This window comes from Salegentibacter holothuriorum (assembly GCF_900168045.1).
GTDB classification, from domain to species: Bacteria; Bacteroidota; Bacteroidia; order Flavobacteriales; family Flavobacteriaceae; genus Salegentibacter; species Salegentibacter holothuriorum.
This window is the reverse complement of record NZ_FUYY01000002.1, coordinates 346,529-370,268: the sequence shown is the minus strand read 5'-3', so window position 1 is coordinate 370,268 and position 23,740 is coordinate 346,529. Positions and strand designations below refer to the sequence as shown.

General features: G+C 37.1%; 21 protein-coding genes. 7 read left to right on the top strand and 14 right to left on the bottom strand.

Features of this window, described 5'->3' with window-relative positions:
• Positions 1 to 150: 150 nt before the first annotated feature.
• The 3 genes from B5X51_RS06030 (at position 151) to B5X51_RS06020 (ending at position 5,548) form a co-directional block, all read left to right on the top strand.
• The gene (locus tag B5X51_RS06030; RefSeq protein WP_079720037.1) at positions 151 to 2,373 is read left to right on the top strand and encodes a tetratricopeptide repeat protein; all 2,223 of its coding nucleotides are present in this window, start codon (positions 151 to 153) and stop codon (positions 2,371 to 2,373) included.
• Between the two features lie 338 nt (positions 2,374 to 2,711).
• Positions 2,712 to 4,490 carry a 1-deoxy-D-xylulose-5-phosphate synthase gene (gene dxs, locus B5X51_RS06025; protein ID WP_079720035.1) on the top strand — a complete coding sequence of 593 codons (1,779 nt, stop codon included), beginning with the start codon at positions 2,712 to 2,714 and terminating at the stop codon, positions 4,488 to 4,490.
• Between the two features lie 74 nt (positions 4,491 to 4,564).
• On the top strand, positions 4,565 to 5,548 hold the full coding sequence (locus B5X51_RS06020; RefSeq protein ID WP_245828710.1) for a DUF3078 domain-containing protein: 984 nt from the start codon (positions 4,565 to 4,567) through the stop codon (positions 5,546 to 5,548).
• Positions 5,549 to 5,646: 98 nt separating this feature from the next.
• Here B5X51_RS06020 and B5X51_RS06015 read toward each other — a convergent pair whose 3' ends face one another.
• The 6 genes from B5X51_RS06015 to B5X51_RS05990 all read right to left on the bottom strand — a co-directional run bounded on the left by B5X51_RS06015 (position 5,647) and on the right by B5X51_RS05990 (position 11,199).
• The gene (locus B5X51_RS06015; protein ID WP_079720032.1) at positions 5,647 to 6,993 is read right to left on the bottom strand and encodes a deoxyguanosinetriphosphate triphosphohydrolase; all 1,347 of its coding nucleotides are present in this window, start codon (positions 6,991 to 6,993) and stop codon (positions 5,647 to 5,649) included.
• Positions 6,994 to 7,324: 331 nt separating this feature from the next.
• Complete coding sequence (locus B5X51_RS06010; protein ID WP_079720030.1) at positions 7,325 to 8,257, bottom strand: ribonucleotide-diphosphate reductase subunit beta; 933 nt, start codon at positions 8,255 to 8,257, stop codon at positions 7,325 to 7,327.
• A gap of 234 nt (positions 8,258 to 8,491) precedes the next feature.
• On the bottom strand, positions 8,492 to 9,229 hold the full coding sequence (locus B5X51_RS06005; RefSeq protein ID WP_139374841.1) for a hypothetical protein: 738 nt from the start codon (positions 9,227 to 9,229) through the stop codon (positions 8,492 to 8,494).
• A 4-nt stretch (positions 9,230 to 9,233) separates the two neighbouring features.
• On the bottom strand, positions 9,234 to 9,587 hold the full coding sequence (locus B5X51_RS06000) for a DUF4870 domain-containing protein (protein ID WP_079720027.1): 354 nt from the start codon (positions 9,585 to 9,587) through the stop codon (positions 9,234 to 9,236).
• Positions 9,588 to 9,599: 12 nt separating this feature from the next.
• Positions 9,600 to 10,424 carry a DUF4412 domain-containing protein gene (locus B5X51_RS05995; protein WP_079720025.1) on the bottom strand — a complete coding sequence of 275 codons (825 nt, stop codon included), beginning with the start codon at positions 10,422 to 10,424 and terminating at the stop codon, positions 9,600 to 9,602.
• A gap of 211 nt (positions 10,425 to 10,635) precedes the next feature.
• Positions 10,636 to 11,199, bottom strand: coding sequence for a DUF3109 family protein (locus B5X51_RS05990; protein WP_079720023.1), 564 nt, complete (start codon positions 11,197 to 11,199; stop codon positions 10,636 to 10,638).
• 135 nt (positions 11,200 to 11,334) lie between these two features.
• On the opposite strand from B5X51_RS05990, the gene B5X51_RS05985 reads away from it, so the two are divergent.
• From B5X51_RS05985 to B5X51_RS05975, 3 genes are read left to right on the top strand one after another with little or no spacing between them, the layout of a single operon-like run.
• A complete protein-coding gene (locus B5X51_RS05985; protein ID WP_079720021.1) occupies positions 11,335 to 11,916 on the top strand; it encodes a MarC family protein in 582 nt (193 codons plus the stop codon).
• Positions 11,913 to 12,110 (top strand): hypothetical protein, encoded by a 198-nt coding sequence (locus B5X51_RS05980; RefSeq protein WP_079720019.1) that lies wholly within the window; start codon positions 11,913 to 11,915, stop codon positions 12,108 to 12,110. Before B5X51_RS05985 ends, B5X51_RS05980 begins: the two co-directional genes overlap by 4 nt.
• Position 12,111: 1 nt before the next feature.
• The gene (locus B5X51_RS05975; protein ID WP_079720017.1) at positions 12,112 to 12,717 is read left to right on the top strand and encodes an FAD-dependent oxidoreductase; all 606 of its coding nucleotides are present in this window, start codon (positions 12,112 to 12,114) and stop codon (positions 12,715 to 12,717) included.
• Here the strand turns inward: B5X51_RS05975 and B5X51_RS05970 are convergent.
• The 4 genes from B5X51_RS05970 to B5X51_RS05955 are packed head-to-tail and all read right to left on the bottom strand — an operon-like array spanning position 12,712 to position 15,689.
• On the bottom strand, positions 12,712 to 13,014 hold the full coding sequence (locus tag B5X51_RS05970; RefSeq protein ID WP_079720016.1) for a hypothetical protein: 303 nt from the start codon (positions 13,012 to 13,014) through the stop codon (positions 12,712 to 12,714). The genes B5X51_RS05975 and B5X51_RS05970 overlap by 6 nt on opposite strands.
• Positions 13,015 to 13,023: 9 nt before the next feature.
• Positions 13,024 to 14,613 carry a S41 family peptidase gene (locus tag B5X51_RS05965; RefSeq protein ID WP_394331561.1) on the bottom strand — a complete coding sequence of 530 codons (1,590 nt, stop codon included), beginning with the start codon at positions 14,611 to 14,613 and terminating at the stop codon, positions 13,024 to 13,026.
• Positions 14,610 to 15,041, bottom strand: coding sequence for a deoxycytidylate deaminase (locus B5X51_RS05960; protein WP_079720014.1), 432 nt, complete (start codon positions 15,039 to 15,041; stop codon positions 14,610 to 14,612). Before B5X51_RS05960 ends, B5X51_RS05965 begins: the two co-directional genes overlap by 4 nt.
• Before the next feature lie 57 nt (positions 15,042 to 15,098).
• Positions 15,099 to 15,689: a HupE/UreJ family protein gene (locus B5X51_RS05955; protein WP_079720012.1), complete on the bottom strand. Its 591-nt coding sequence runs from the start codon at positions 15,687 to 15,689 to the stop codon at positions 15,099 to 15,101.
• Between the two features lie 390 nt (positions 15,690 to 16,079).
• On the opposite strand from B5X51_RS05955, the gene B5X51_RS05950 reads away from it, so the two are divergent.
• The gene (locus tag B5X51_RS05950) at positions 16,080 to 16,646 is read left to right on the top strand and encodes a PAS domain-containing protein (protein ID WP_079720010.1); all 567 of its coding nucleotides are present in this window, start codon (positions 16,080 to 16,082) and stop codon (positions 16,644 to 16,646) included.
• A gap of 91 nt (positions 16,647 to 16,737) precedes the next feature.
• Here the strand turns inward: B5X51_RS05950 and B5X51_RS05945 are convergent, their stop codons facing one another.
• The 4 genes from B5X51_RS05945 to nrfH form a co-directional block, all read right to left on the bottom strand.
• The gene (locus B5X51_RS05945) at positions 16,738 to 18,018 is read right to left on the bottom strand and encodes an alginate export family protein (protein WP_079720009.1); all 1,281 of its coding nucleotides are present in this window, start codon (positions 18,016 to 18,018) and stop codon (positions 16,738 to 16,740) included.
• Positions 18,019 to 18,304: 286 nt separating this feature from the next.
• Positions 18,305 to 21,454, bottom strand: a complete 3,150-nt coding sequence (gene ccsA, locus B5X51_RS05940) for a cytochrome c biogenesis protein (RefSeq protein WP_245828709.1) — start codon at positions 21,452 to 21,454, stop codon at positions 18,305 to 18,307.
• Between the two features lie 76 nt (positions 21,455 to 21,530).
• Entirely contained in the window at positions 21,531 to 23,033 is a 1,503-nt protein-coding gene (gene nrfA / locus B5X51_RS05935; RefSeq protein ID WP_079720007.1) for an ammonia-forming cytochrome c nitrite reductase, read from the bottom strand.
• Positions 23,033 to 23,638 (bottom strand): cytochrome c nitrite reductase small subunit, encoded by a 606-nt coding sequence (nrfH, locus tag B5X51_RS05930; protein ID WP_079720005.1) that lies wholly within the window; start codon positions 23,636 to 23,638, stop codon positions 23,033 to 23,035. The genes nrfA and nrfH overlap by 1 nt, the downstream gene beginning before the upstream one ends.
• Positions 23,639 to 23,740: the final 102 nt, after the last annotated feature.

Genomic DNA, 23,740 nt, shown 5'->3' with positions numbered 1-23,740 from the left:
AAATATAAACTTTTTAGATAATAATGTTTTTACTGACTTTATTCCTAAAACCAAATATTTTTTTGCTCCAATATCATTATCTTCATCTATCATTTTGTCGCTCTATAAAAGAGCTGCCATGTATTGTATAATTTGATATTTTCAAATTTGATGAATTTAAGATCTTCCCGATATCTCTACTTCTGTTTTTGTATATGTTTGCCTATTTTTCTAATCTCCTGCAAGGATAAAACAAACAAAATAAACGAAAATTATACTGAAATTCCTTCTTCGCGACAAGCCTTTGTTGGATCACAGTCTTGCATTTCCTGTCACGCTCAGGAATATGAAAGCTGGGAAGGCTCACACCACGATTTGGCGATGAAAATAGCTGATTCTACTACGGTTTTGGGTGACTTTGATGGTGAGGTATTTACCAATAAAGGAATAAAGACTCGTTTTTTTAAAGAAAATGGAGAATATCATGTCAATACCCAGGGGCCAGATGGAGAATATCACGATTATGAAGTAACTTACACCTTTGGTGTAGAGCCATTACAGCAGTATCTAATTAAATTTCCAGGAGGGCAGTACCAGGCGCTTTTAACTGCCTGGGACAGTGAAAAGAACAAATGGTTTGACCTGCAGCCAGAGTTGGAAATTCATCATGAAGAATGGATGCATTGGTCTGGCGGTTCCATGCGATGGAACACCATGTGTGCTGATTGCCATTCCACAAACCTGGAAAAGAATTTTGATACAGAAAATTTCACCTATAATACCACCTTTAGCGAAATAAACGTGAGTTGCGAAGCCTGTCACGGCCCCGCGAGTGAACACGTGGCTTTTTATGAAGATAGTTTGCAGAAAGGTGATCCACCAAAACTGTATATGCATAGTGATATGACTTCCGTAGAATTGGTAGATAAATGCGCACGCTGCCATTCCCGACGTTCGCAATTTACCAAAGTATTTGACTATGATGGTAGTTTTTTAGACCACTATGACCCAGAATTGCTTACTTATCCGGTTTATGAAAAAGATGGTCAAATAAGGGATGAAGATTATGTATATGCTTCCTTTAAGCAGAGCAAAATGTACCAGTATGGTATTTCTTGCGCCGATTGTCATGATATGCACTCTACCAAACTTAAAAGTACCGGTAACGATCTGTGCCTTAATTGCCATGTACCAAAATACGACAGCGAAGAACATCATTTTCATGAGAACGGTACTGATGGCTCAAAATGTATAAATTGCCACATGACGGGAGTAACTTATATGGGTAACGATTATAGAAGGGATCATAGTTTTAGAATTCCCCGTCCAGATCAAACTGTAGATTACGGAACGCCAAATGCCTGTAATACTTGCCATACCGATAAAAGCGCAGAATGGGCTGCCGATGCTGTGGTAGAAAACTATGGAAAGGTGAGAGAAGATCATTTTTCAGATCATTTTCTGCCAGGACAACTTGGCGATCTTACTGCATTAGAGCAGCTTCTTGAAAATAAAAAGTATCCCGATATTATAAGGGCTACTGCATTGCGTTATTATGTAGATCGCCGGTTACAACAGCGGGAAATAAATTTGATACAGAACCTACTGCACGACTCTTCGCCACTGGTGCGAAATGAAGCAGTTAGAGCATTTAATAATTTAGGACTTCAAGATATGTCCACTTATATTGCCGATTTACTCGATGATGAAAAACGCCTGGTAAGAATTTCGGCAGCGCGGTATTTTAATTCTAATAATTTACAAGCTCCCCAGGACGAGGCATATGTAAAAGCAGAAAAGGAGTTCTTGGAAAATCTGGAAATGAATGCCGATTTTGCTTCGGGACAAACCCAAATCGCATTGTATGCACAGGCGAAAGGAAATACCGAGCTGGCCATAAAAGCCTACCGTAGAGCTATAGAAATTGATAATTACTACAATACGGCCCGAATGAACCTGGCCTTGCTTCTTTATAACCAGGGTCAAAGTAAAGAAGCTGAAGAGCTTTATTTAAAAGTAGCGGAACAGGAACCCAACTTTGGGCAAACCTACTATATGCTGGGTTTACTCTATAATGAAACCGGGCAACCTGATAAAGCTTTAGAATTTTTGGGAAAAGCTTGTGATAGCAAACCGATAAATCTCCGTGCTTGTTACAATTATGCTTTGAAATTACAGGAAGCTTCTCGGTTTGAAGCCTCTCTTTTGATTATTGAAGATGCGCTGAAAACCGTACCCGAAAATGAGGAGTTTCTATATATAAAATTGCTGGGTGAAATGAAATCGGGGGAGAGGGAGGATGCCTTGCAAACTGCCCGCCAACTTAGAAAGATAGCCCCGGGAAACAGCCAGTATCAGCAAATATTGCAAAATTTGCAAGGTAAATTGGTATAAGAATTCAGTATTGTACAGATAGATAGACAAGATCGCTTCGCTGCAAGAAGAAAGAGAAAAGACCAAGCTATAACTAAATGAAAACCTTGATTTTTCAGAGATATAAATTGAACTAAATCTTTTTAAAAATTTTAGATAGCAAGATGTTAAGAATTCTTTGTTGGGCTTTGCTTTAAATGAGAGCTTGCGAACTAAACTTGTTTTTACCAGCCATTAATGTTACAAAATACGAAGTTTCTAGTGGAGCTAATTTGACGAACTAATCTTTTCTTTTGAAGGAAAATCTTGTCTGGATTCTTATTCATTTTTCAAATAAGATTAGTTTAACTTTGTGAGCTATGGCTTATGAATATTTAAATAGCATTAATAGCCCGGAAGATCTTAAAAAAGTACCGGTGGCTAAGCTAAATGAGGTGGCTGCCGAACTGAGACAGTTTATTATAGATATTGTAGCAACTAAGGAAGGGCATCTTGGTGCCAGTCTTGGCGTGGTAGAATTAACTATTGCCTTGCATTATGCTTTCAATACCCCTAAAGATTTACTGGTTTGGGATGTAGGGCACCAGGCCTACGGCCATAAGATATTAACGGGTAGACGAGAAAATTTTCATACAAACAGAAGACTTAACGGTATTAGCGGATTTCCGAAGCGGGAAGAAAGTGAGTACGATACTTTTGGGGTAGGGCATTCTTCAACCGCAATCTCTGCAGCACTTGGAATGGCGATTGCTTCTAATTTAAAAGGAGAATTTGGGAAACATCATATTGCGGTAGTGGGAGATGCTTCTATTGCCAGCGGGATGGCCTTTGAAGGATTAAACCACGCGGGAGTGACGAAAGCTAATTTATTGGTTGTTCTTAATGATAATGCTATTGGGATAGATCCCAGCGTGGGTGCTTTAAAACAATATCTTACTAAAGCAAGGGTTGGTTATAAGCCAAAGCAAAGTAATATTATAGAAGCTTTAAACTTTAAATATTTTGGACCGGTAGATGGGCACGACATTGCCGGGTTACTGGAAGTTTTTGAACAAATGAAGCAAATTGAAGGGCCAAAATTTCTTCATGTAATTACTACTAAAGGCAAAGGATTAAAGAAGGCAGAAGAAGACCAGGTAAAGTATCACGCCCCCGGGAAATTTAAACCCGATACCGGTGAGCTTTTAACTTATGATACCTCCCGACTACCTCTAAAATACCAGGATATTTTTGGTCTCACCTTAGTGGAATTAGCAAAAAAGAATGAAAAAATTATAGGAATTACCCCGGCAATGCCCACAGGAAGTTCTCTTAAATTTATGATGCAGGCCTTTCCCGAAAGAGCTTTTGATGTAGGCATAGCCGAACAGCATGCGGTTACACTTTCGGCAGGAATGGCTACCCAGGGTTTTGTGGTTTTTTGTGCTATTTATTCTACTTTCCTGCAGCGTGCCTACGATCAGGTAATTCACGATGTAGCATTGCAAAAACTCCCAGTTGTTTTTTGTCTGGATAGGGCAGGACTGGTTGGGGAAGATGGCGCTACTCACCACGGCGTTTTTGATATCGCTTATTTAAGATGCATTCCGAATATTATTATTGCTACACCCAGCAATGAAACTGAACTAAGAAACTTACTTTATACAGCGCAGCTTGATCTAAAGCTTCCTATGGCCATAAGATACCCGCGCGGAAGGGGAGTTCAAAAAAATTGGGAATCTCCTTTTGAAGAAGTGAGAATAGGAAAAGCTACGTGTTTAAAACAAGGTGATAGCATTGTTGTTTTAAGTATTGGCAATATGGTTCATAATGTGAGCAAAGCTATAGAAAGAATAAAAGATGAAGCGATAGGACATTATGATATGAGATTTGTAAAACCTCTGGATAAAGAGGTTCTGCATCTTGTATTTAAAAAATATAAAGCGGTTATCACTATTGAAGATGGGGTGGTGACCGGAGGTTTTGGTTCTGCGGTTTTAGAATTTGCTACAAAACACGATTATAAGGTGAAAATTAGAAATTTAGGTTTGCCAGATGAATTCATTGAACATGGAAATATAGATGAGTTACAAGAAATTGCAAAAATTAACGTTGAATATATTGAGGAAGAAATAGTCTCTCTTCTTCAAAATCTTTAATTTTGCAATTCCGAAAAAATCTAAATTAACTAATGAAAATCAAAGTCTTATGTCTCCTCGTGTGCTTAATCCACTTGAATTTAACCGCGAAAAATTTAAATTCACATAACTATCCGGGTTATTATAATGATACCATAAAACCTTCAGATTCTATTAAAGTAGTGCCTCCTACTACTACCCAGGTAGATTCTGTTGTGGTTACATTCTGGACAGAGAAAAATGAAGTTGGGGTTAACCTTAGCGAGGTAGCTTTTGTGAACTGGAATGCGGGTGGAAATAATTCAATTTCGGCATTGGTATATGGTAATGCGGAGCGAAATTATAAGAAGGATGATCTTTATTGGCGCAATAAAGTTATAGTGCGTTATGGGATTAATTCTCAAGAAGGTCAGAAGCTTAGAAAAACCGAAGACGAACTACGGTTAAGTTCTTCTTTTGGATATAGAAAAGATTCTATTTCCAACTGGTTCTATTCCGCAAAATTTAACTTTAATACCCAATTTACCAATGGATATAAATATCCTGATACCGATAGTCCCATCTCTAAATTTATGGCACCAGGGTATCTCTTTCTGGGTATTGGTAGTGAATATTCAGATCCTATAGAGGATTTTAAAGTATATATTTCTCCTATTACCCAAAAATCAACTTTTGTATTAGATCAAAGATTGGCTAACGAGGGTATGTTTGGTGTTACCGGCGCGGTGCGTGATACACTTGGTAATATTGTGGAAGAAGGCGAAAAGGTGCGAACAGAATTCGGTTTCCTGGTTACTAGTGATTTTTCAAAAGAAGTTTTCGAAAATGTTGATTTAGATAGTCAGTTGAGCTTGTATTCAGATTACCTGAATAAATTTGGAAATATCGATGTGGAATGGCAGCTTAGGGTAAACTTAAAAGTGAATGATTTTATAAAAGCCAATGTGGGCTCTCATTTACGATATGATGACGACGTAAAATTTAAAGAAGATACCAATGGAGATGGTAAACTGGAAACTACCGGACCCAGAGTTCAGTTTAAACAAATGTTAGGCGTAGGACTCGTCTATGAATTTTAAAGATGCCGGCTGTCTAAGCCGGCATTCACTAAGTGAAATTCAAAAATCGTGGGTTGGATAGGTTGTCTCAAAAGGTTTTAATTTTGTCTTCCTAATTCCTATAATTTGATTCCTTTATATTTTTCAAAAGAAGCCACGGTAAAACCATCGGTTAAGGAAGCGGTATGGGAACAAATTTCCAGCAAACGTTTATAAACAGAAGATTTTTCCTGTAGGCCAGATAGGTTTGGAACAGATTTTAAAACCAGTTTGTTGAAATTGGAATCTTGTTGATCTTCTTCTGGAAGTAAAGCTTCTGTATAGGTGTCTAAAAGATGTGAAAGCATTTTATAACCCGCAATTTCTTTGTTAATCACTTCCTCACTTTGGTAGATTTTCTCAATGCTAATCTTAATAATATCATCTATTTGAGCTTCATATTTACTTTTATCCAACAGGCCCTGGTGAAAATTACCGCCAAGAATCGCATCTTCATTTTCCAGAAAAGTCTCTACGGCCTCGGTTATTAGCGTGTTTATGGCTAAGGCTCTTAGGTAACTTAATCTATCTGCAGTATTGGTAAGACTGTTGTATTTACCGGTGTTTATATTGTCTTTAACCAGTTTTATAAGATACTCAAGCGCGTAATCTTCATCTATAAGTCCAAGGTTTATCCCGTCTTCAAAGTCTATTATGGTATAACAAATATCATCAGCTGCTTCTACTAAAAATGCTAAGGGGTGCCTGTAATAACTTATATCGCCATCTTTTCCGGTTTTTAAAAGTCCAAGCTCTACAGCTACTTCTTCAAAGATCTCTTTTTCGGTCTGGAAAACCCCAAATTTTTTATCGGCTATATTAGTGGTAGGTTTATGCGGAAGCGATTCCTTTGGGTATTTTATAAAAGCACCTAAGGTAGCGTAAGAAAGCCGAAGACCGCCAGAGATGCCCGGTTTGTTTTGTGTTAGGATTTTAAAGCCATTGGCATTTCCTTCAAATTTTACAAGATCCTGGTATTCTTTAGGAGAAAGTTCAGCTTTAAAACGTTTTCCGTTTCCGTGACTAAAATATTCTCCAATCGCTTTTTCTCCCGAATGTCCAAAGGGCGGATTCCCAATATCGTGAGCAAGAGCAGCAGCAGCTACAATAGCACCAAAGTCGTTCATTTTATAAGCGTGTGTTTTTGCCAGCTGTGGATGTTTTTCCAGAATTTTTTGTCCTGCTAGCCTGCCTAAAGATCTGCCTACTACAGAAACTTCTAAACTATGTGTTAACCGGGTATGTACAAAATCGGTTTTAGAAAGCGGGATTACCTGTGTTTTATCTTGCAAACTTCTAAAAGCCGACGAGAAAATAATACGATCGTAATCTACTTCAAAGCCCAAACGGGTTTCGTTTTGCTCTTTTCTCAGTCTTTTATTTGTGTCTCCAAAACGTTTTAAAGAAAGGAGTTGTTCCCAATTCATCATAATTTAATCTTTATTATAGCCGAAATTTTAATTCTACCCCAAAAATAGAAAAAGCCTTAAGAATACTGGCTAGTTGCTAAGTAATTGCTGAAAGTAAATTTTATAGGAAAGTAGAGGACTGGGGGAAGTGAAGATTGAAGGAATTAGATCTAAGTTGATTGCAAAAACTTCATGGTTCCAAAAAAGCTGAAACAGCACCACATTGGGGAATATGGTGCTCGTTCCAGTTTTACTCGATTATCGAGATTTAAATACTTCCGTACGAGCCTTCCAAAACCAAAAGTTTTTTGCGGTATATCTATCTGGTAGACTTACCGCAAGGTATTTTTTAATCAGTATTCTTACTGATTTTATTAAGATCTTTATCTGTACTGGTAGTCTTTGAAAGCTTTTGTGCTCTTTGTTGCAGAAGTTTTTCCTTATTCGATTCTTTTTCGTTTAAGTTTCTGTTCACCATTAAATCTGTAAAAAGCCTGTTACTTTCATAATCCAGGTATTCATTCAAAGCTTTTTTGGTTAAACCTATTAAATCTAATGGAAGGAAATTAAAAATTACGTCTTTTTCTATAGCTAAGGCTTCGTCAATGATTTGTTGAACTTTTTTATCTGAAATATCTTCTAAAAGATGATCATTAAATAAATGGGTTGCAAAATCACGGTGTAGCGCTTTATCACGATAAATCACCTCGTAAGTATAGCTTAAACCGGGCATTAAGCCACAGTTTTTGATCCAAAAGAGAGCAGCAAAGCTACTATAAGAGAAAATACTTTTGGAGGCAGCTAATGCGACTAATTTTTCAGCGAAAGATGAGCTGTTAGCCCATTTTTTAATCCAATTTTCCCTTGCGGTAGTGGCAGGGAAACCTTCAATTTCTTTAAAAACCTGTTCTTGTTCTGTTGAATTTAAAAATGAGTTTAAAAACACGCCATAAGCTTCAGTATGGGTGTTTTCCATAACTATCTGGAGATCCAGAAAAGACTTTGCTTCTGGAAGTTTAATATTTTTATTGAGCTTACGGGTAATTTTACCATTCAATTTATGTTCTGAATGATGAATTAGCCCGATTACTTTATGAAGTAATAAACGTTCTTCCTCGCTTAAGTTTTTCCAATCCTCTAAATCCTTATTGATATCTATTTTATCTGAAGTCCAAAAATTAGCCTCAATTGCTTTATAAGCGTCCCAAATATCGTTGTGTTTTACAGGGAATATTATAAACCTGTCTTTGTTATCCCGAAGCCTGGGTTTCTGTCTATTCATGAAAAACGATATTATACATAATTGAATAATGATTTCTTAACAAATATCAAAAAATAATATCATTTTCATAACAGATACTGTTTAAGATTTCCACAAAGTTTTCAACATAAAAAGTTTATAATTAGCGCATTGACCCTGTATTTTATGCATTTTATCGATGTTGTGAGATCATGAATGTTGAAAGCTTAAAAATAGGTGTTTGAATACTTTTCGGGATGTTGCTAATATTTAAAATCATTGGTCTTGTAAGAAATACCAGTTTATATCTGAAGAAATATTTTCTATACGTTGAACTTTTGTAGTTTTTGGTTGCACTTTCCCGTCAGCTCCTTCAAAAACCTGAGTAATTTGATATTCTATAAGATTCCAGCCTTCTTTTAAATCTAAAGAATAATCCCTGGTAGCCTCAAAACTTTCATCCTGGATTTGGGTGAAATTTGTAGTGCTGCAAGTTCCTTCCACCGTAGCGGGTTCGTCTAAATAAGCCCATTCTAAATACTTTCCGGTTTCACAATTTAAATCGCCATAAGAAAAAAAGTAATTGGCAACCGGCTGGTTAGATGCAGCCATGAGCTCTCCTAAAATTTCTTTTTTATCCCTATATACAACAAGCAGTTTTGGCAGACTGCTCAAATTGGCTTCCCCATTCGTGTAAGTTAGATCGTCTATAAAACAGTCGAAGGTGCCGGAAACGTTTTTAAGTGAAGCCTTCCAGCCTTTTGGTGCCTTTTCTTGTTCCTTCTCCATTTGATCTTTCATTTTTTTAAGAAAATTAGCTTCAAGTTCAATTTTTATGTTTCCATCTTCGTCAATACTTCCAAATTTTTGGGCTTCCCCGGTAATAAAATCTATTACCCCCAGATCGGCTTCCCCATGTTCCCAATTTTCTAAACGAGCTTCAATCAGATTTTGAGATTGAATATTGGCCCCAAAAAGCAAGCAAACAATTAAGATTATGTTTATTGTTTTCATTTTATTAAATATTGGCGAACCACTTCTCAAACTGATGCCCAAGGACGGGAACGGATTTAGTTTTATGGTTAATTGCGTTAATCAACCCCATTATCCATAAATACAATAAGAAAATTGATCCCAGGAAGCTTAATATCCAGCCTAAAACGGGAATCATCCCTATAATGAAAAGTCCCAGGCTAATTATTACCAATCCAAGAGATTGTTTTATGTGAAAGGCCGCAAATTCATCTTTTTTTTCATTGTTTAAAACAAAAGCTACTACCAGTCCAATTACGGTTAAGTAAGCAATAATGGCTATGGTTTTAGGATCTAACGTGCTTTTAGCCTCGTTTGTATGTGTGTTTGAGTCTTCCATGATCTTTATTTATTACTTAGGTGCGCCCAAAGAAGCATAGTCCTCCTTATTTATTGAGAAAGATTTTTTCTCTAAACCGGTACAGCGCATATTAGCATTACGATTCTCATTCTTTTTATCTACCATTTGCATTTCCATCATTAGGGCATCTTCATCTTCCAGCCAATTGGCATTCCAGCCCTTTGGAATGTTACTTTTTTCATCACTATACATATTCGCGAAACTAATGGGGGCTTCCTGGGTGATGTAGAAGGTGATAATATACTCTTCTGTTTCGGCTTCATAACCCTGGCATTCATAACCCAGAATATTTTTGGTGCCAATTTTCTTTAATTCTGTATCCTGATATGGGTTTTTTTCTTCTTCAGGATTTGTGAGATCTTCTATTTTGCTGGCAGTTATAAAATTATTTTCTCCAGAGGAGAAATACATGATACTTAGTTTCTTATTCATATCCAGGATCATAAACATACCTTCGGCCTGAGGCATTCGCATCCCGAAATAAGGAGCGTCTTCTTTTAGAAGATACGTCATATCTATATTCCCGTCTTTGGTTTCCATATTTAACTGGTATTCCCAATTAAAATCATAAGACTGTGGGACTTCGCTAATATCTACTCTATTAGCGCCCATAGGAATCGGGCTGTTTTTTAGCTTTGTATCCCACATTTTATTGAGGGATTTATCGGCTTCACGAGCAGCTTTGTTTGAAATATTTTCGGTTACCGCGTGTTCAACCTTTTTTTCTACTTTTTCTTTTAATTTTTTGAGAAATTGTGCCTCCATAGTTGAAATACAGAATAGGAGTGATAACCCCAATAAGATTAGCTTTTTCATAATTTTGAATTTTAGATTATAAAATAAGCTGCAAGCCTAAAGATTACAGCGTGGGGCAGGATTAATTAAAAGTGTAGGGGGATTTTTAAATACCGATATAAAGGTTTTTCGGATATTTTAGGGTAAAAACTTTAAATTTGAAGATACAAAATAATTCAGAATATTAAAAATTAATGCTCTGTAAATCAGTTGTATGTATTTTTGTGGTAATCTATAGTTCCTTTGCGGCTTCTTCCAATTGATTATACCAATCTTCACCAAATTTTCTTATAAGCGCGTCTTTGGTAAACTTATAAACAGGTACTTGAAGTTCTGCTCCCAGGCTACAGGCATCGTCACAAATTTGCCATTTGTGGTAATTTACTGCAGAAAACTCTGAGTATTCCTGGATTCTTATTGGATATAAATGACAGGAAATAGGCTTTTTAAAATCTATTTCTCCCTGGTTGTAAGCTTCCTCAATGGCACAAAGTGCGGTGCCTTTATCATCAAAAGTTACGTAAGCACAATCTGCACCATCTATTAATGGTGTTTCAATCTCATCAAGATCTGTAGTGATATAGGTACCTTGTTTTTCTATGGCATCTATTCCTTTTTGGCGTAAAAAAGGTTTTACTTTGGGATATATCTCATCGAGAATTTCCCGCTCCTGTGGTGTTACTGGAGCACCGGCATCACCGTCTACACAACACGCACCTTTGCAGGCAGAAAGGTTACACACAAAATCTTTGGTTAAGATCTCTTCTGAAACTATGGTTTTTCCTATTTGAAACATTTGGCAAATATAGTTCTATCAGTATTTTTACTGAAAAAAAAATGACTCAATTTTAATAAAAATTTCACTTGCTAATTCCTTGATACTCTGTTTTTAAAAATTACTTTTGCGCAAAATTTTTTAATAAAGGAAGTTATGTGGGAATTACTTAACGTGAAACAGATTTTTACGGCAGGAATGATTCTTTTCGCGGTGATTGATATCATTGGGAATATTCCAATTATTATAGACCTGCGTAAAAAGGTTGGGCATATTCAAAGTGAAAAAGCTTCGGTGGTAGCCGGTATAATTATGATTGTTTTCCTATTTGTAGGAAAAGAGATTTTAAATCTTATTGGAATTGACGTAAATTCTTTTGCTGTGGCCGGTGCATTTATCTTGTTTTTTCTGGCCCTGGAGATGATTTTGGGAATTACCCTTTATAAGGATGATGAACCCGAAACAGCTTCTATTGTTCCCCTTGCATTCCCATTAATTGCGGGTGCCGGTACGCTTACTACTTTAGTATCGCTGCAGGCAGAATATGAAACGGTAAATATTATTGTCGCTATCCTAATCAATATTATCTTTGTATATATGGTCTTAAAGTCCTCTAATAGGATAGAGAAGGTTTTAGGAAGCCAGGGAATTAGCGTAATTAGAAAAGTATTTGGTGTAATTTTACTTGCCATTGCAGTAAAATTATTTGCCACTAACATTCAGAGTTTATTTACATGAAGTTATTTATTTATACCGTAATTTTTTTGGCTGTAGTTAGTATTGGCTACAGTACAACCGCATTGGATTTTGATAATCTTTTAAAAGGTGATAGCGGGACAGCTGTGCTGGTAATAGTAGGAAGCCTTTGTCTTGTTATTCTCATGGGGATTTTATTGACCTCAAGAAGTATTGCCGAAAAGCATAATTCTTAAAATGAAATTCAACGTTCTTATTATTGGTGGGGGAGCTGCCGGTTTATCTTGCGCACTTATTTTGGGTTCTGCCGTACATAAAAATGTAGTTCCGAATAAGAAGGCAGGGATAATTATGCATCAAAAAGCCTCTCATTTAAACTCGGCGATGCTTAATAACGTATTAGGCGTGGTTCCAGGGACTTCGGGAAAACAAATCCTGGAAGAAGGGGAGGTGCATTTAAAAGAACAATATCCTGGAATTGAACAAATTGACGGTGAAAAAGTTAAAGAAATTGTTTTCTTAAATGATGGTTTCAGTGTAGTTACCAATAAAAATAGCTACGAAACTGAAATTGTAGTAATAGCCACCGGCTATAATAGTCCTTTCAGAATAGAAGGATTAGAAAATGAAGTGATTCCGCATCAAAAAGCGAAAGCTTCTAAAGAACGTATTCAGCTGAAAAACGAAGATCATTTGGTGAAACCAGGCATGTATGTTGCCGGTAGCCTTGCCGGATGGCGAAGTCAATTTGCTATTGCCTGCGGAAGCGGCGCAAGTGTGGCAACAGACATTCTAAGTTTATGGACTGGGGAGCAAACCAAGGTACACGATAAAATACTATAGCATATAGTAGCCTGTGAACATTAAGGGTATAGAAAAAAGCATTAAAATTAGACAGGTGCGGTGCATTCTTCTGTAAAGAAGGGCTAGTTTTAATTTATTTTTAAACTCTCTATCTTCTGTGGCTTTTATTTGACTTTTTATGCAATCTACTGAGACGTTGGAGGAGGTAACAAGAATTTCTTTTTGTAAAAAAAGCAGTGCGCTATTATCCAATAATCTAAAACTCACCGCTACAATGAAGAAAAATAGCGGAGAAACAGTAAAGAAAATTACAATATTTTCATTTATCGCGTTCACGATTGCAAGCTATTGATTTTTTTTGGATAATTCAAGCACTTTATTAATGGCTGGGTCGTTTTTATTTATTAATTTCTCAAAAGCCGTAGTGCCATATAACTGCTGGGCAATTACTGCTTTTAAGTATTGTTTTAATAAGCTTTTTTGATTATTTACATTAAGTTTGATATTTGCACCTTTCACGAAATGAACAAAATCCTGTACCATTTCATCTGAAATAACCACTTCCTTTTCAAAATTTTCTCGTTGAACATTGTTGTAAAAACTTCGGTTTTTTTCCAGTACGTTGAAGATAAACCGACTCATATAACCGCCATGTAATAGAAGTTTAATATTGTTTCTTTCATTATCACTATCAAGTGGAATAAAGATGTCTGGAATAATTCCGCCACCACCGTAAACTACTTTTCCTTTAGGGGTTTCATACCTAAGAGAATCATCTACATTTATACTATCGGCACTGTTAAGTTCGCCATTCTTATAGCGACGCATATAATCTTTAAAATAGCTCTCGTTACCGTTATCGTAGGGCTTTTGGATAGAGCGACCTGTTGGCGTGTAATAGCGGGCAATAGTTAATCTTACTGCACTGCCGTCACCTAATTCCATTTCGCGTTGCACAAGGCCTTTACCGTAAGACCTGCGGCCTATAATAGTGCCACGGTCGTTGTCTTGTAATGCGCCTGCAATAACCTCACTGGCAGAAGCCGAGTTCTCGTTAATTAGTATATATAAATCTCCATTTTCTAAAAGACCTTTTTGTTTGGAAAAGGTTTCTTCTACTGCGCCACTTTTATTTTTCGTGTAAAGAATTAGTTTTTCATCCTCCAGGAATTCATCTACAATCTTAATGGCTTCAGAAAGGTAGCCGCCGGGATTGTCCCTAAGATCTAAAGCAATTTTGTTGGCTCCTTTCTCTTTTAGGTCTTTTAATGCGTTTTGAAATTCTTTATAAGTAGTTTCAGAAAATCTATTCACTTTAATATAACCTAATTTAGGAGATAGCATATAAGCCGCGTCTACGCTTTTTAAAGGAACCCGCCCCCGTTTTACTTTAAAGGTTAGTAAGTCTCTAATTCCTTTTCTTTTAATTTTAAGCGTTACCCGGGAGTCTTCCTCCCCTTTAAGGTGTTTGGTTAAAGAATCGTTGCTTATATTATTGTTGAAAAGCGGAGTGCCATCAGCATAAAGAATTCTGTCGCCGCCACGAATTCCTATTTCTTCACTCGGGCCGCCCTCCAGTGCCTGAATTACCACAACAGTATCGTTTACATTATAAAAGCTTACCCCAATCCCCACAAAATCACCCTGCATGTTTTCTATCACACCTGCATATTCTTCTTTGGGAATATATACTGAATGCGGATCGAGATTTTCAAGAATTCTATTTACTGTGAGATCTACTATACTATCGGTATTCACATCATCTACATACTCATAATCTATGTAGTCTATAAGTCGGTTGAGTTTTTGTTTTTTTGGGTTAGAAGAGAATAGTGTATCAGGAGAAGAGAAATCCAATTTTCCGCCCAGCATAACGCCGGCGGCGCAGGCTGTAGCAAGGAGAATGGGAATCAATATTTTTTGCCTGGTATTCAATCTTCTAAATCATTTATTTGTTTAAGGCTTACGCCGGCTTTTTCTAAAAATTCAAGTCCTGAATTATCTTTATAATCTACATAATAAACCAACCTCGTGATTCCTGCCTGGTGAATTAATTTACTGCATTCCTTACAGGGAGACATGGTGATATATAATGTGGCGCCATTGCAAGATTGGGTAGAGTTTGCAACCTTTAAAATTGCATTGGCTTCAGCGTGGAGTACATACCATTTAGTGTAACCTTCGTCATCTTCGCAATAATTTTCAAAACCGGTAGGGGTCCCGTTAAAACCATCAGAAATTATCATTCTATCTTTCACAATAACTGCGCCAACCTGCTTTCTCTTGCATTGTGATAATTTGCTCCATTCCCGAGCAATTCTCAAATAAGCTTTATCGTACTTTAATTGTTTTTGCTTGTTCATTATTAATTTTTTCCGGCTTTTTAAGGCGCGATTTCGTTTTAATATTAGCGCTCTAATTTAAAAAATAGCCTGAAAATTCTCTTGAAGAATAGGCAAAATAATTCCGATTACTATTGCTGAACTTATTAATATCCAGTCTCTTTTAGAAACCGAAAAGATGTTTTGCGCAATGAAACCAAGAATAATTACAGCAATCACTACTATAACCTGGGCCGTTTCTATTCCAAGGGCAAATTCCAGAAGCGGTAAAAATTTACTTTCGGTATTTGCAGCTACCATTTTAAAATAAGTAGAAAATCCAAGACCATGTATTAAGCCAAAAAAGATAGTGGTAAAATATAAAGGATTATGATTTTTGTTCCGCTCTTTTTTGCTGGCGGTAACTATATTATATAAAGCGGTAAGTACTATAGTAACAGGGATTAGCAGTTCCACCCAGTCCGAAGCTACTTTAACAATACCATATACAGAAAGAAATAATGCCAGGGTGTGACCAAGGGTGAATAAAGTTACTAACCAAAGAATTCGTTTCCAGCTGCTAAAAGTATAGGCTGTAACCAGAACAATTAGAAACAGAATGTGATCGTAAGCCTGCCAGTCCAGAACGTGTTCCAAACCCAATCTAAAATACAGCCAGAATTGAGACATATTTAAATTTTTAGAAAAACCCGAAAGTACAACTTATTCAGAAATTCGCAAAAGCTTTATAAGCCTTGATTTTGTGCTGTTAATAGGATCTTTTTTTAAACATTTAAATAGGAGTTTTGATTTTAAATTGAGGATGTTTGCTCTTAATTACAAGCACTATTTTTATCTTTTTAAATCATAAAAGCAAGCCGGTTTTATTTTACAAATTGTCTAGCTTTTTCATTTGAAAATCAAACATTAACGTAGGTTTAAACGATGTTGAACGTGATTTTGGTTAGTTTTGTTTGTTAAGTGAATTTTGAAATGCCCCATTTGCAGGTGTCCATTTTGTTTTTTAATAAAATCAAGCGATCTGGAATTGGAGTCGTTTTTTTGATAAAATAAAAAATTATGAAGAAGAATTTAATGAATATGCAGTCTTTGGATATCTACCTTTCCTCTTTAAGTATGGAAGAATATAGAGAGATTGAAAATGATATAAGGATTTCTGAAATCAAGCTTATGCCCCTTAGAAGTTGGGATATTTATAACGATTACTATGCGAAGCAGTTAGCTGTGATAAGGCAACAGCATACTATTGGTATCTTTAAAGAATTAGCGAAAAAATTTGAGTGGCAGAACGATCTTGATGCCGTATTTAAAGATAAGGCCTTTGATGCTTTAGTTCTAACGAATAAAGAAGCTAAAATTGAATGGGTTAGTGAAGGCTTTAGCGAGATGACTGGATATAGCAGTAGTTTTGCTGTTAATAAAACCCCGCATTTTTTACAGGGAGAAGAAACCGATCAAGCTGCTTTAGAGCGGATAAGGCATAAACTATCCAGGGATGAGCCTTTTACAGAAGTTTTAGTTAATTATAGAAAAGACAGGACAACATATAATTGTGAAATTAGCGTGATTCCATTAATCAATGAAAATACAACACATTATTTAGCGCTGGAACGCCAGGCAGTTTAAAATAAAAACCAGTGGCAGCTAATCCTCTTTTTTGAGATAATATCTAGAAGTTGTCCCGAAGCGTCGGGACAACTTAACTTTATTAAGGCATTTATTTCTTAAAGTCCAAAGAAAATAATTTAGGATTTACATTTAGTTGAACCCAGGCCCAGTTGTTGGTGTTGTCACTAGGTTTTCCTCCTTTTACCAAACTCATACTATCTGATGCGAGCATATGTGAGTACCCAATATTCATCTTTACATATTTCATTAAATTATTGGAATAAACAAGATCTATTTCTGTGCCTAGATAGTTGTCTGCATTATTTTGCAGTTCTGCATTAGCCATAAAATAATGAACCTTAAGTAAGAGGTTTGATTTCTCACCGGTATTAAGAATCGCTTTTGCGTAGATATCATTTAGACCAGCGTTATTAGCGTGATTACCTACATAAAAATAGTCCATAAACCCGTTGAACTTATGGTTGGTGCCGTATAAAGGGAAGAAAGATCTGTTTTTGGATTCCCCTTCCTGATTGGTTCCACTTAACATTTCCATCCCTAACCCAAAAAGAGTGCTGCCGGGTTTATACGTGACTTCCAGGGATAGCTGGTATGCTGAAAGATCGGTGGTATTATTGGCTTTTCCAAATTGATAATAGGCGGTACCTGCCATATTCACGTTTTGTATGGGAAACTTAAAATAACTACCCATGGTTTGGCGGTGATAAACGCCATCTGGTGTAATGTTTTCAGGACCGCTAAAACCCTGAAAACCGTTGTTTAGAAATAAAAAGCTTACTGAACTATTGTCCCAGAACTTATTTAAGTAAGCATATTGCATAGTCTTATAAGTGAAAAATCCCGATATTCTGTAAGTATTTCCTTCGTTTTTAGGTTTTTCCTGACTAAAAGCAGCTCCTAAATCCAAATTAAAACCGTCTTTTTGATACTTCAGTATCGCGGCATCATGAAAACGTCCCTGCATAGCCCAGTCTAATCCGCCAAATATACGCTCGTTGTCATAAGCTATGGATTGCCTTCCAACTTTGGTAGACCAGTTTTCATTAAAATTTAATAAGGCATAAGCCTGAAACAAGGAAAAAGAATCATTTCCATCTACAGGTAAAATCTGTCTGGTATCACCCCAGGTACTAACGTCTTGCACTGCAATAAACAATTTCAATTTTTCTGCGGTATACCCTAAATTCAATCGGGTTCGCTGTTGCACGAATGCGGCAGGGTCTGCATTATCTGAAAATAAATCGTTAAAGCCGTGTCTGTATTCAAAACGAGCTCTTACGTCTGCATCTGCTTCAAAAGTCTGTGCGATAATCCCATTCACAAAAAACAGGAATACTAGTAATAGCTTAAAGGTAGATAGATTAGTCATGAGCGATTATATTAATTTTTCGATTAACAAATATTAACACATATTTAGTAGATAAATATGACCTTAATCAGCTGGAATGAAATCGATAAAGCTTTTTTCTATTATTGGATTGAATGTTTTTGTTAACATAAAAATTAGCATCAAAGAAATCTGGCATCATTTAGTCAATTTCAGGATCTTCTATTCATATTTATTCGATAATCTAGATTTAATGCTCCTGGGCTTGCTTCAAAATCCAAAATTTTTCCATTTGATGTCTCTTGGGCTTACTACAAGGTAATTTACTTTATACTGAAACCTTTGATTTTCTATAACTCCTATCCCTGAAAAAAGCCAGGATCGCTATACAGATTAGAGCAACTAAAATGACATAAATGAACGAAGGTATGGGTAGTGGATCACCACCGGCATAACTATGCAATCCAGATAAATAGTAGTTAACTCCGAAAGAAGTCATAATTATTGAGCCAAAGGCAAAAACACTCACCGCATTTAGCACAAATCTACCCCTCAAAGCAGGAATAAACCTAAGATGCAGTACCACCGTATATACAATGATGCTTATTAGAGCCCAGGTTTCCTTTGGATCCCATGCCCAGTAACGGCCCCAGGATTCGTTGGCCCAGACTCCTCCAAGAAAGGTTCCTACAGCCAGTACAAATAGGCCTATAGTCATGGATATCTCATTAATATAAGTGATCTCTCTGATCTTTACATTGATTTTTTTCTGTGAGCCCGGAGTTCTGAAAATTATTAGCAGTAAAGCCATTACGCCTAAAATTGCCGAAAGCGCCAAAGGAGCATAGCTACTTACAATAGTGGCTACATGAACCTTTAACCAGAATGATGATTTGAGTACAGGCATTAAATTGGTGATCTCAGGATTCAGCCAGTCCAGATAACTCACAAATAAAAGAGTTCCCGTAAACAAGGTAGCCAGTGGGAGGGCAAAATCAGATTTTCTAAAAGTAAGTAATCCACATAAAAGAAGTGTCCAGGCTACAAACACCAACATTTCATAACCATTACTCCAGGGTGCATGTTGCGCTACGTACCAGCGTAAAATAATATTCCCGGTAAAAGCTATAAAGCTTATCAGGGTTACCAGGATCAATGCCTGCCAGGCAATTTCTATTGCCTTGTTTTTGAAAAATATTTTTACAATGGCCAATAATAAAAGAATAGCTCCAACAGTAAAGTAAATCTGGAACAACCAGAAATTGAGGTTCAGTTCATTGTACCATATTTCTGCTTCCACCCTCTTAGGGCTGGGGATTATTTCAGCTCCAAGAACCTCCTGGAACTTATTTATATATACTAACTTTTCACTGGCGGCCGCCCAATCCTTATTCTTAATATCATTAAAATATCCAGGAATTATGCCTTCTGCGAAACGAGCATCTTCCTCGGGAAAGTCATTGAAATCATGTGTGGGGCTAAACCATTTGTTGGTCTCATCGTTACTGTTAGGAAAAATCTTCAAATAATGACCGGCAAAAACGTTATACAGAATATTAAAACGCTCATCAACCTTAATCACTTCCTTGTCTAATTCGTTACGCTCTGCAGGTTTTTTTTGATTAGCATCTTCTATGGCTTTTACCAGTAAATAATTACCCTTGTCATCAAGAAGCTGGGCAAAAGAAACCATCCCGTTTTCGCTAAATTCAAGGGCCGAAAATGCTCCTCCCGCCTTATCCTTATCTATTTTAATAAGGGGGATATATTGCCAGACATTTGGAGAAGTATGCATGGCCAAAAATGCCTGATTAGCACTTAAGTTTATTGATTCTCCTTCTTTGCTGAATTTGAAATATGGCTTAAGAGTGAGTTTCCTAAGAAATTCTGAAGCCAGGGTATTTACAGGTTTTATACGGCCATCAAGATCCTGAACCAGTAGCCTTCCAAACATTTCTGCATGCTGTTCGTCTATCGCTTGTTGTTCAATAATATCTAGCGTGATCTCAGGATCAGATTCCTGGGCTTGTGTGCCGTTAAAAGTGCTTAACAGCATTACCAGGATAAGGATACTTAGAGTTTTCATTTTTTTTAATTTCTTATTTATCTGGGTAAATCTGGAAGCCTTCCCGAAGAGGGTGAAGAACATCCCAATCATCATAAGGAAATATCCTGCGTAGGTAACATAAGTTCCCGGGGCATCATGGTTTACCGCCAGCACCGTTCCTTTTTCATCTGTATCATAACTGGCTTGAAAGAAACGATAGCCTTCATAATCCAGTACATTGTTCATATAGATACGATGAGGTATCTCTTTCCCTTCATCCAGTACTTTTACTTCACTCGCATAAGCCGAAGGACTTGTAGAACCCGGATAACGTTCCAGTTGAAAATCTTCCAGTTGAATAGCAAACGGCGTAGTCAGGGCTTTCGATCCGTAAGACAGGATTACTTTAGTTCCTCCTAGTTCTACTTCATGCTGGGAGGGGAGAAAACCCTCTCTGTAGAGTAAACTTACTTTTTCCTCTTGCTCACCAACTTTTACATTTACAATTAGAGCATCATCTTTTATCTCATCATTATCTTTTGGTTTTTCTGATTCGCTCACCAGTTTTATAGCGGCTTTGGGATGGTAGGACATAGGCACAAATGATGCGTCTCCATCTCGGTATAACGTACGTAAAGGCATAGGGTGCAAACTATCTTTTACCAGGGTACTTGCAGTTTCGGTAGTCATTACAAAAGTTCCAAGATTTCTGGGAGATTTAATCTTAAAGCTACCATTCTCTTCAATAATATTAATTACTCCTTCCCCTTCAGCCTCAAAGCCTACTAAATGATTATGCTCACCAATATTTTCTATTTCTCCTTTTTCAAGAAAAACGGTCTGGCGCCGGCTACCTGCCGAAACTACCATTTGCAACATAGGTTTTCCTCCTTCAACATCATCAACGATTTCCGGCACAGCGTCGGCTACAAATTCGTTGTAACTAACGCTTACAGGCTTAGCGTTGAATTCGGTTTCTATGGAGAAATCATTATCACCAATTGGCGAAAAACTTATTCTTTTTTCAAGAGTTTTTGAACCATTTTTATCACTTAGGGTGAATTTTAGAAAATTGGTATCTGAAATTATGGTGTTTGAGGTTGCGCCTTCACGAATACGCATAATTCCTCCGTAAGAAGTGTACCTGGTAATTCCTGCGCCAATTAGGATAACGATAAAGGCAAGGTGAAATAACAGGATGGCCAATTTTTCCTTTCTCCAGAGGTTATATTTAAATGTATTGGCCAAAAAGCTGAGCCCCAGCCCTAGCATGATAAGCTCAAACCATAAGGAATCATAGATTAATTGCCAGGCTGTTGCCGTACCAAAATCATTTTCCACAAAAGTAGCCACTGCCATCGCCACGGCATATGCAAACAATAAAATAATAGCTAGTACCGGTGATGCAAAGATTTTATATAGTCTCTTCATTGAATTTCTTTTTTCTCTATAAAAAATAGAGACACCTTTTTTTGTAAGGTGCCTCCATATAAACCAATCTTAATTTTTACTCCTCTGATGAAGTAACTACTTTCTTTGTATCCATTTTTGCTTCACGCTCTTCAGCTCTTTCCATCCATTTAGGAAGAAGGTTTTCTTTGAAGCGCTCTTTTTCAGCCTCAAGCTTCTCTATATCCAGCCCAATATATTTTTGAGCTTTTTCTTTCGTGTTGATATCAGGCATTTCTATTGGCTTATTATGACCAAGATCGGCCAGCAAACGACTTAATTTAAGTCTGGCGTCCTGAGCTTTTACCAGTCCTCCGCCTATAACTCTTGCAATTTCTACCGGAGCGTGGAATGAGGCTCCATGTGCTGCAGCCGAAAAATCCCATCGCCATTGTGCGTGGCGAATATCTGTAAGTATATCTTTCATTTGTTCTTCTGTGGCGCCCAAATCCCAGCATTTTTTAGCTTCCAAATGTGCTCTTACCAATAAATCTTCAAGTTTCAGCCTGTTCTCGGAAGCTTTCTCCTGTCTTTCATATACGTTTGCGATAAGCTTCTGTGACTCCTCCCTATGACAAACCTGACAGGCATTGGAAGTATTGTTGAGCGGTGACTGAATATGATGATCGGTAAACTTTTGTCCACCTTCACTTTTATAAGGCATATGGCAATCTGCGCAAGACACGCCTCTGTCTGCATGCACACCTGATTGAAACGTCTCGTATCCTGGGTGTTGTGCTTTTAACATAGGTGCTTTACTTAACTGGTGAGTCCAGTCAGAAAATTCGATATTATCATAATATCTTTCCATGTCTTCCACAGTCATACCCTCTTCCCACGGAAGTACAAGGTATGGTACTCCTTCTTTACCTGGGAGTTCCTTATTAAAATAGTACTCCACATGGCATTGCGCACAAACCAGAGAACGCATCTCGTTATGGGTAGCATCATTGATATCTTTCCCCATGGCGTCAAAAGCTTCCACTAAGGCAGGTCTTGTAATACGAAGTTTCATAGTTTTTGGGTCATGGCAGTCTGCGCATCCAATTGGGTTTACCACCTGGTCACCCTTATCGGCCCATTTTCCACTATAAAATTCTGTTACCCCAATTTCATTCATTAATCTGGGAACATCTGGGCTTTTACATGTCCAGCAAGTAGATGGCATAGGCCCGTCTCCTTCTCCTTCTGGGCCACCTGTTCTTAAGGTGTTATGAATATCTTCTATGGCATAGGCATGGCCCCTTCCCTGGTTGTAATCTTTAGAGAAACCGTAACCGGCGAAAAGAATTACCAAACTGGGATCTTCTTCCAAAACATCAATCATAGACGAACCTCCCTGAAAAGATTTAAATGTGGTGTCTTTTGTTTGAAGGTAAGACTGATATTCTTTTGGGTAATTCTCACCCCACACTTCATTTCTAGGTTCATTCTCACTAATTTCAACCTTAGGCACAAACTGGTATTTTGCCTCAGATTTTCTGTTGATAATACTTGAGGCTAATAGCCCCAAAAGGAACACAACTATAATTGTAACAATAAAAAGTACTTTATTTTTCATTATTGTGGTTTTTTGGTGGTTTGTTCTGCTAACCAATCTGGAATAACCATCTCTTCCTGATCGGTTGGTATTGGTGCTAAATTATATTTAATGCTATTTAAGCCGTAGATTTTTCCGTGAGGAACCTGTTTGTGACAACTCCAGCACTGCCTACCAGTGCGTTTCTCCTTATGATCTTCAATCCAACCATCATATTTAACCTGGGTAACCTGTTGCACATGGCAACGAATACAGTTTTGTTGAACTACTTCTTGTGAAGCTTCTTTCATTTTGATCACATCTGGCTCAGCCCTGGCAGTAAATACCGAGGCGTGATATAAGCCATCTTTAGCTTTGAAGTAATATTTATTTACAAAATTATCATGAGGAACATGACAATCATTACAGTTAGCCCATTCTCTGTGAGAACTGTTCATCCAGCTGTTGTAAACCGGAGTCATTACGTGGCAGTTTACGCAAGCCTGGGGATCGTCAGAAAGATATGAAGTAACTCTGGCCTCTTTCATCATAAAGAGTCCCAAACCAATAATAACCGCAATAAAAAACAATGCGATCTGACGCCAATTGGAGCCACGTTCAGGTAGAATTTTAAAGAATGATTTCATTACGTTTGGGGGTCAGGAATAAATTGATTATTTCTTATTAATTTATTATAAACTCTACAAAACCAGGCACAATTTAAAAATTTCATTCCTGCAAAAATATGA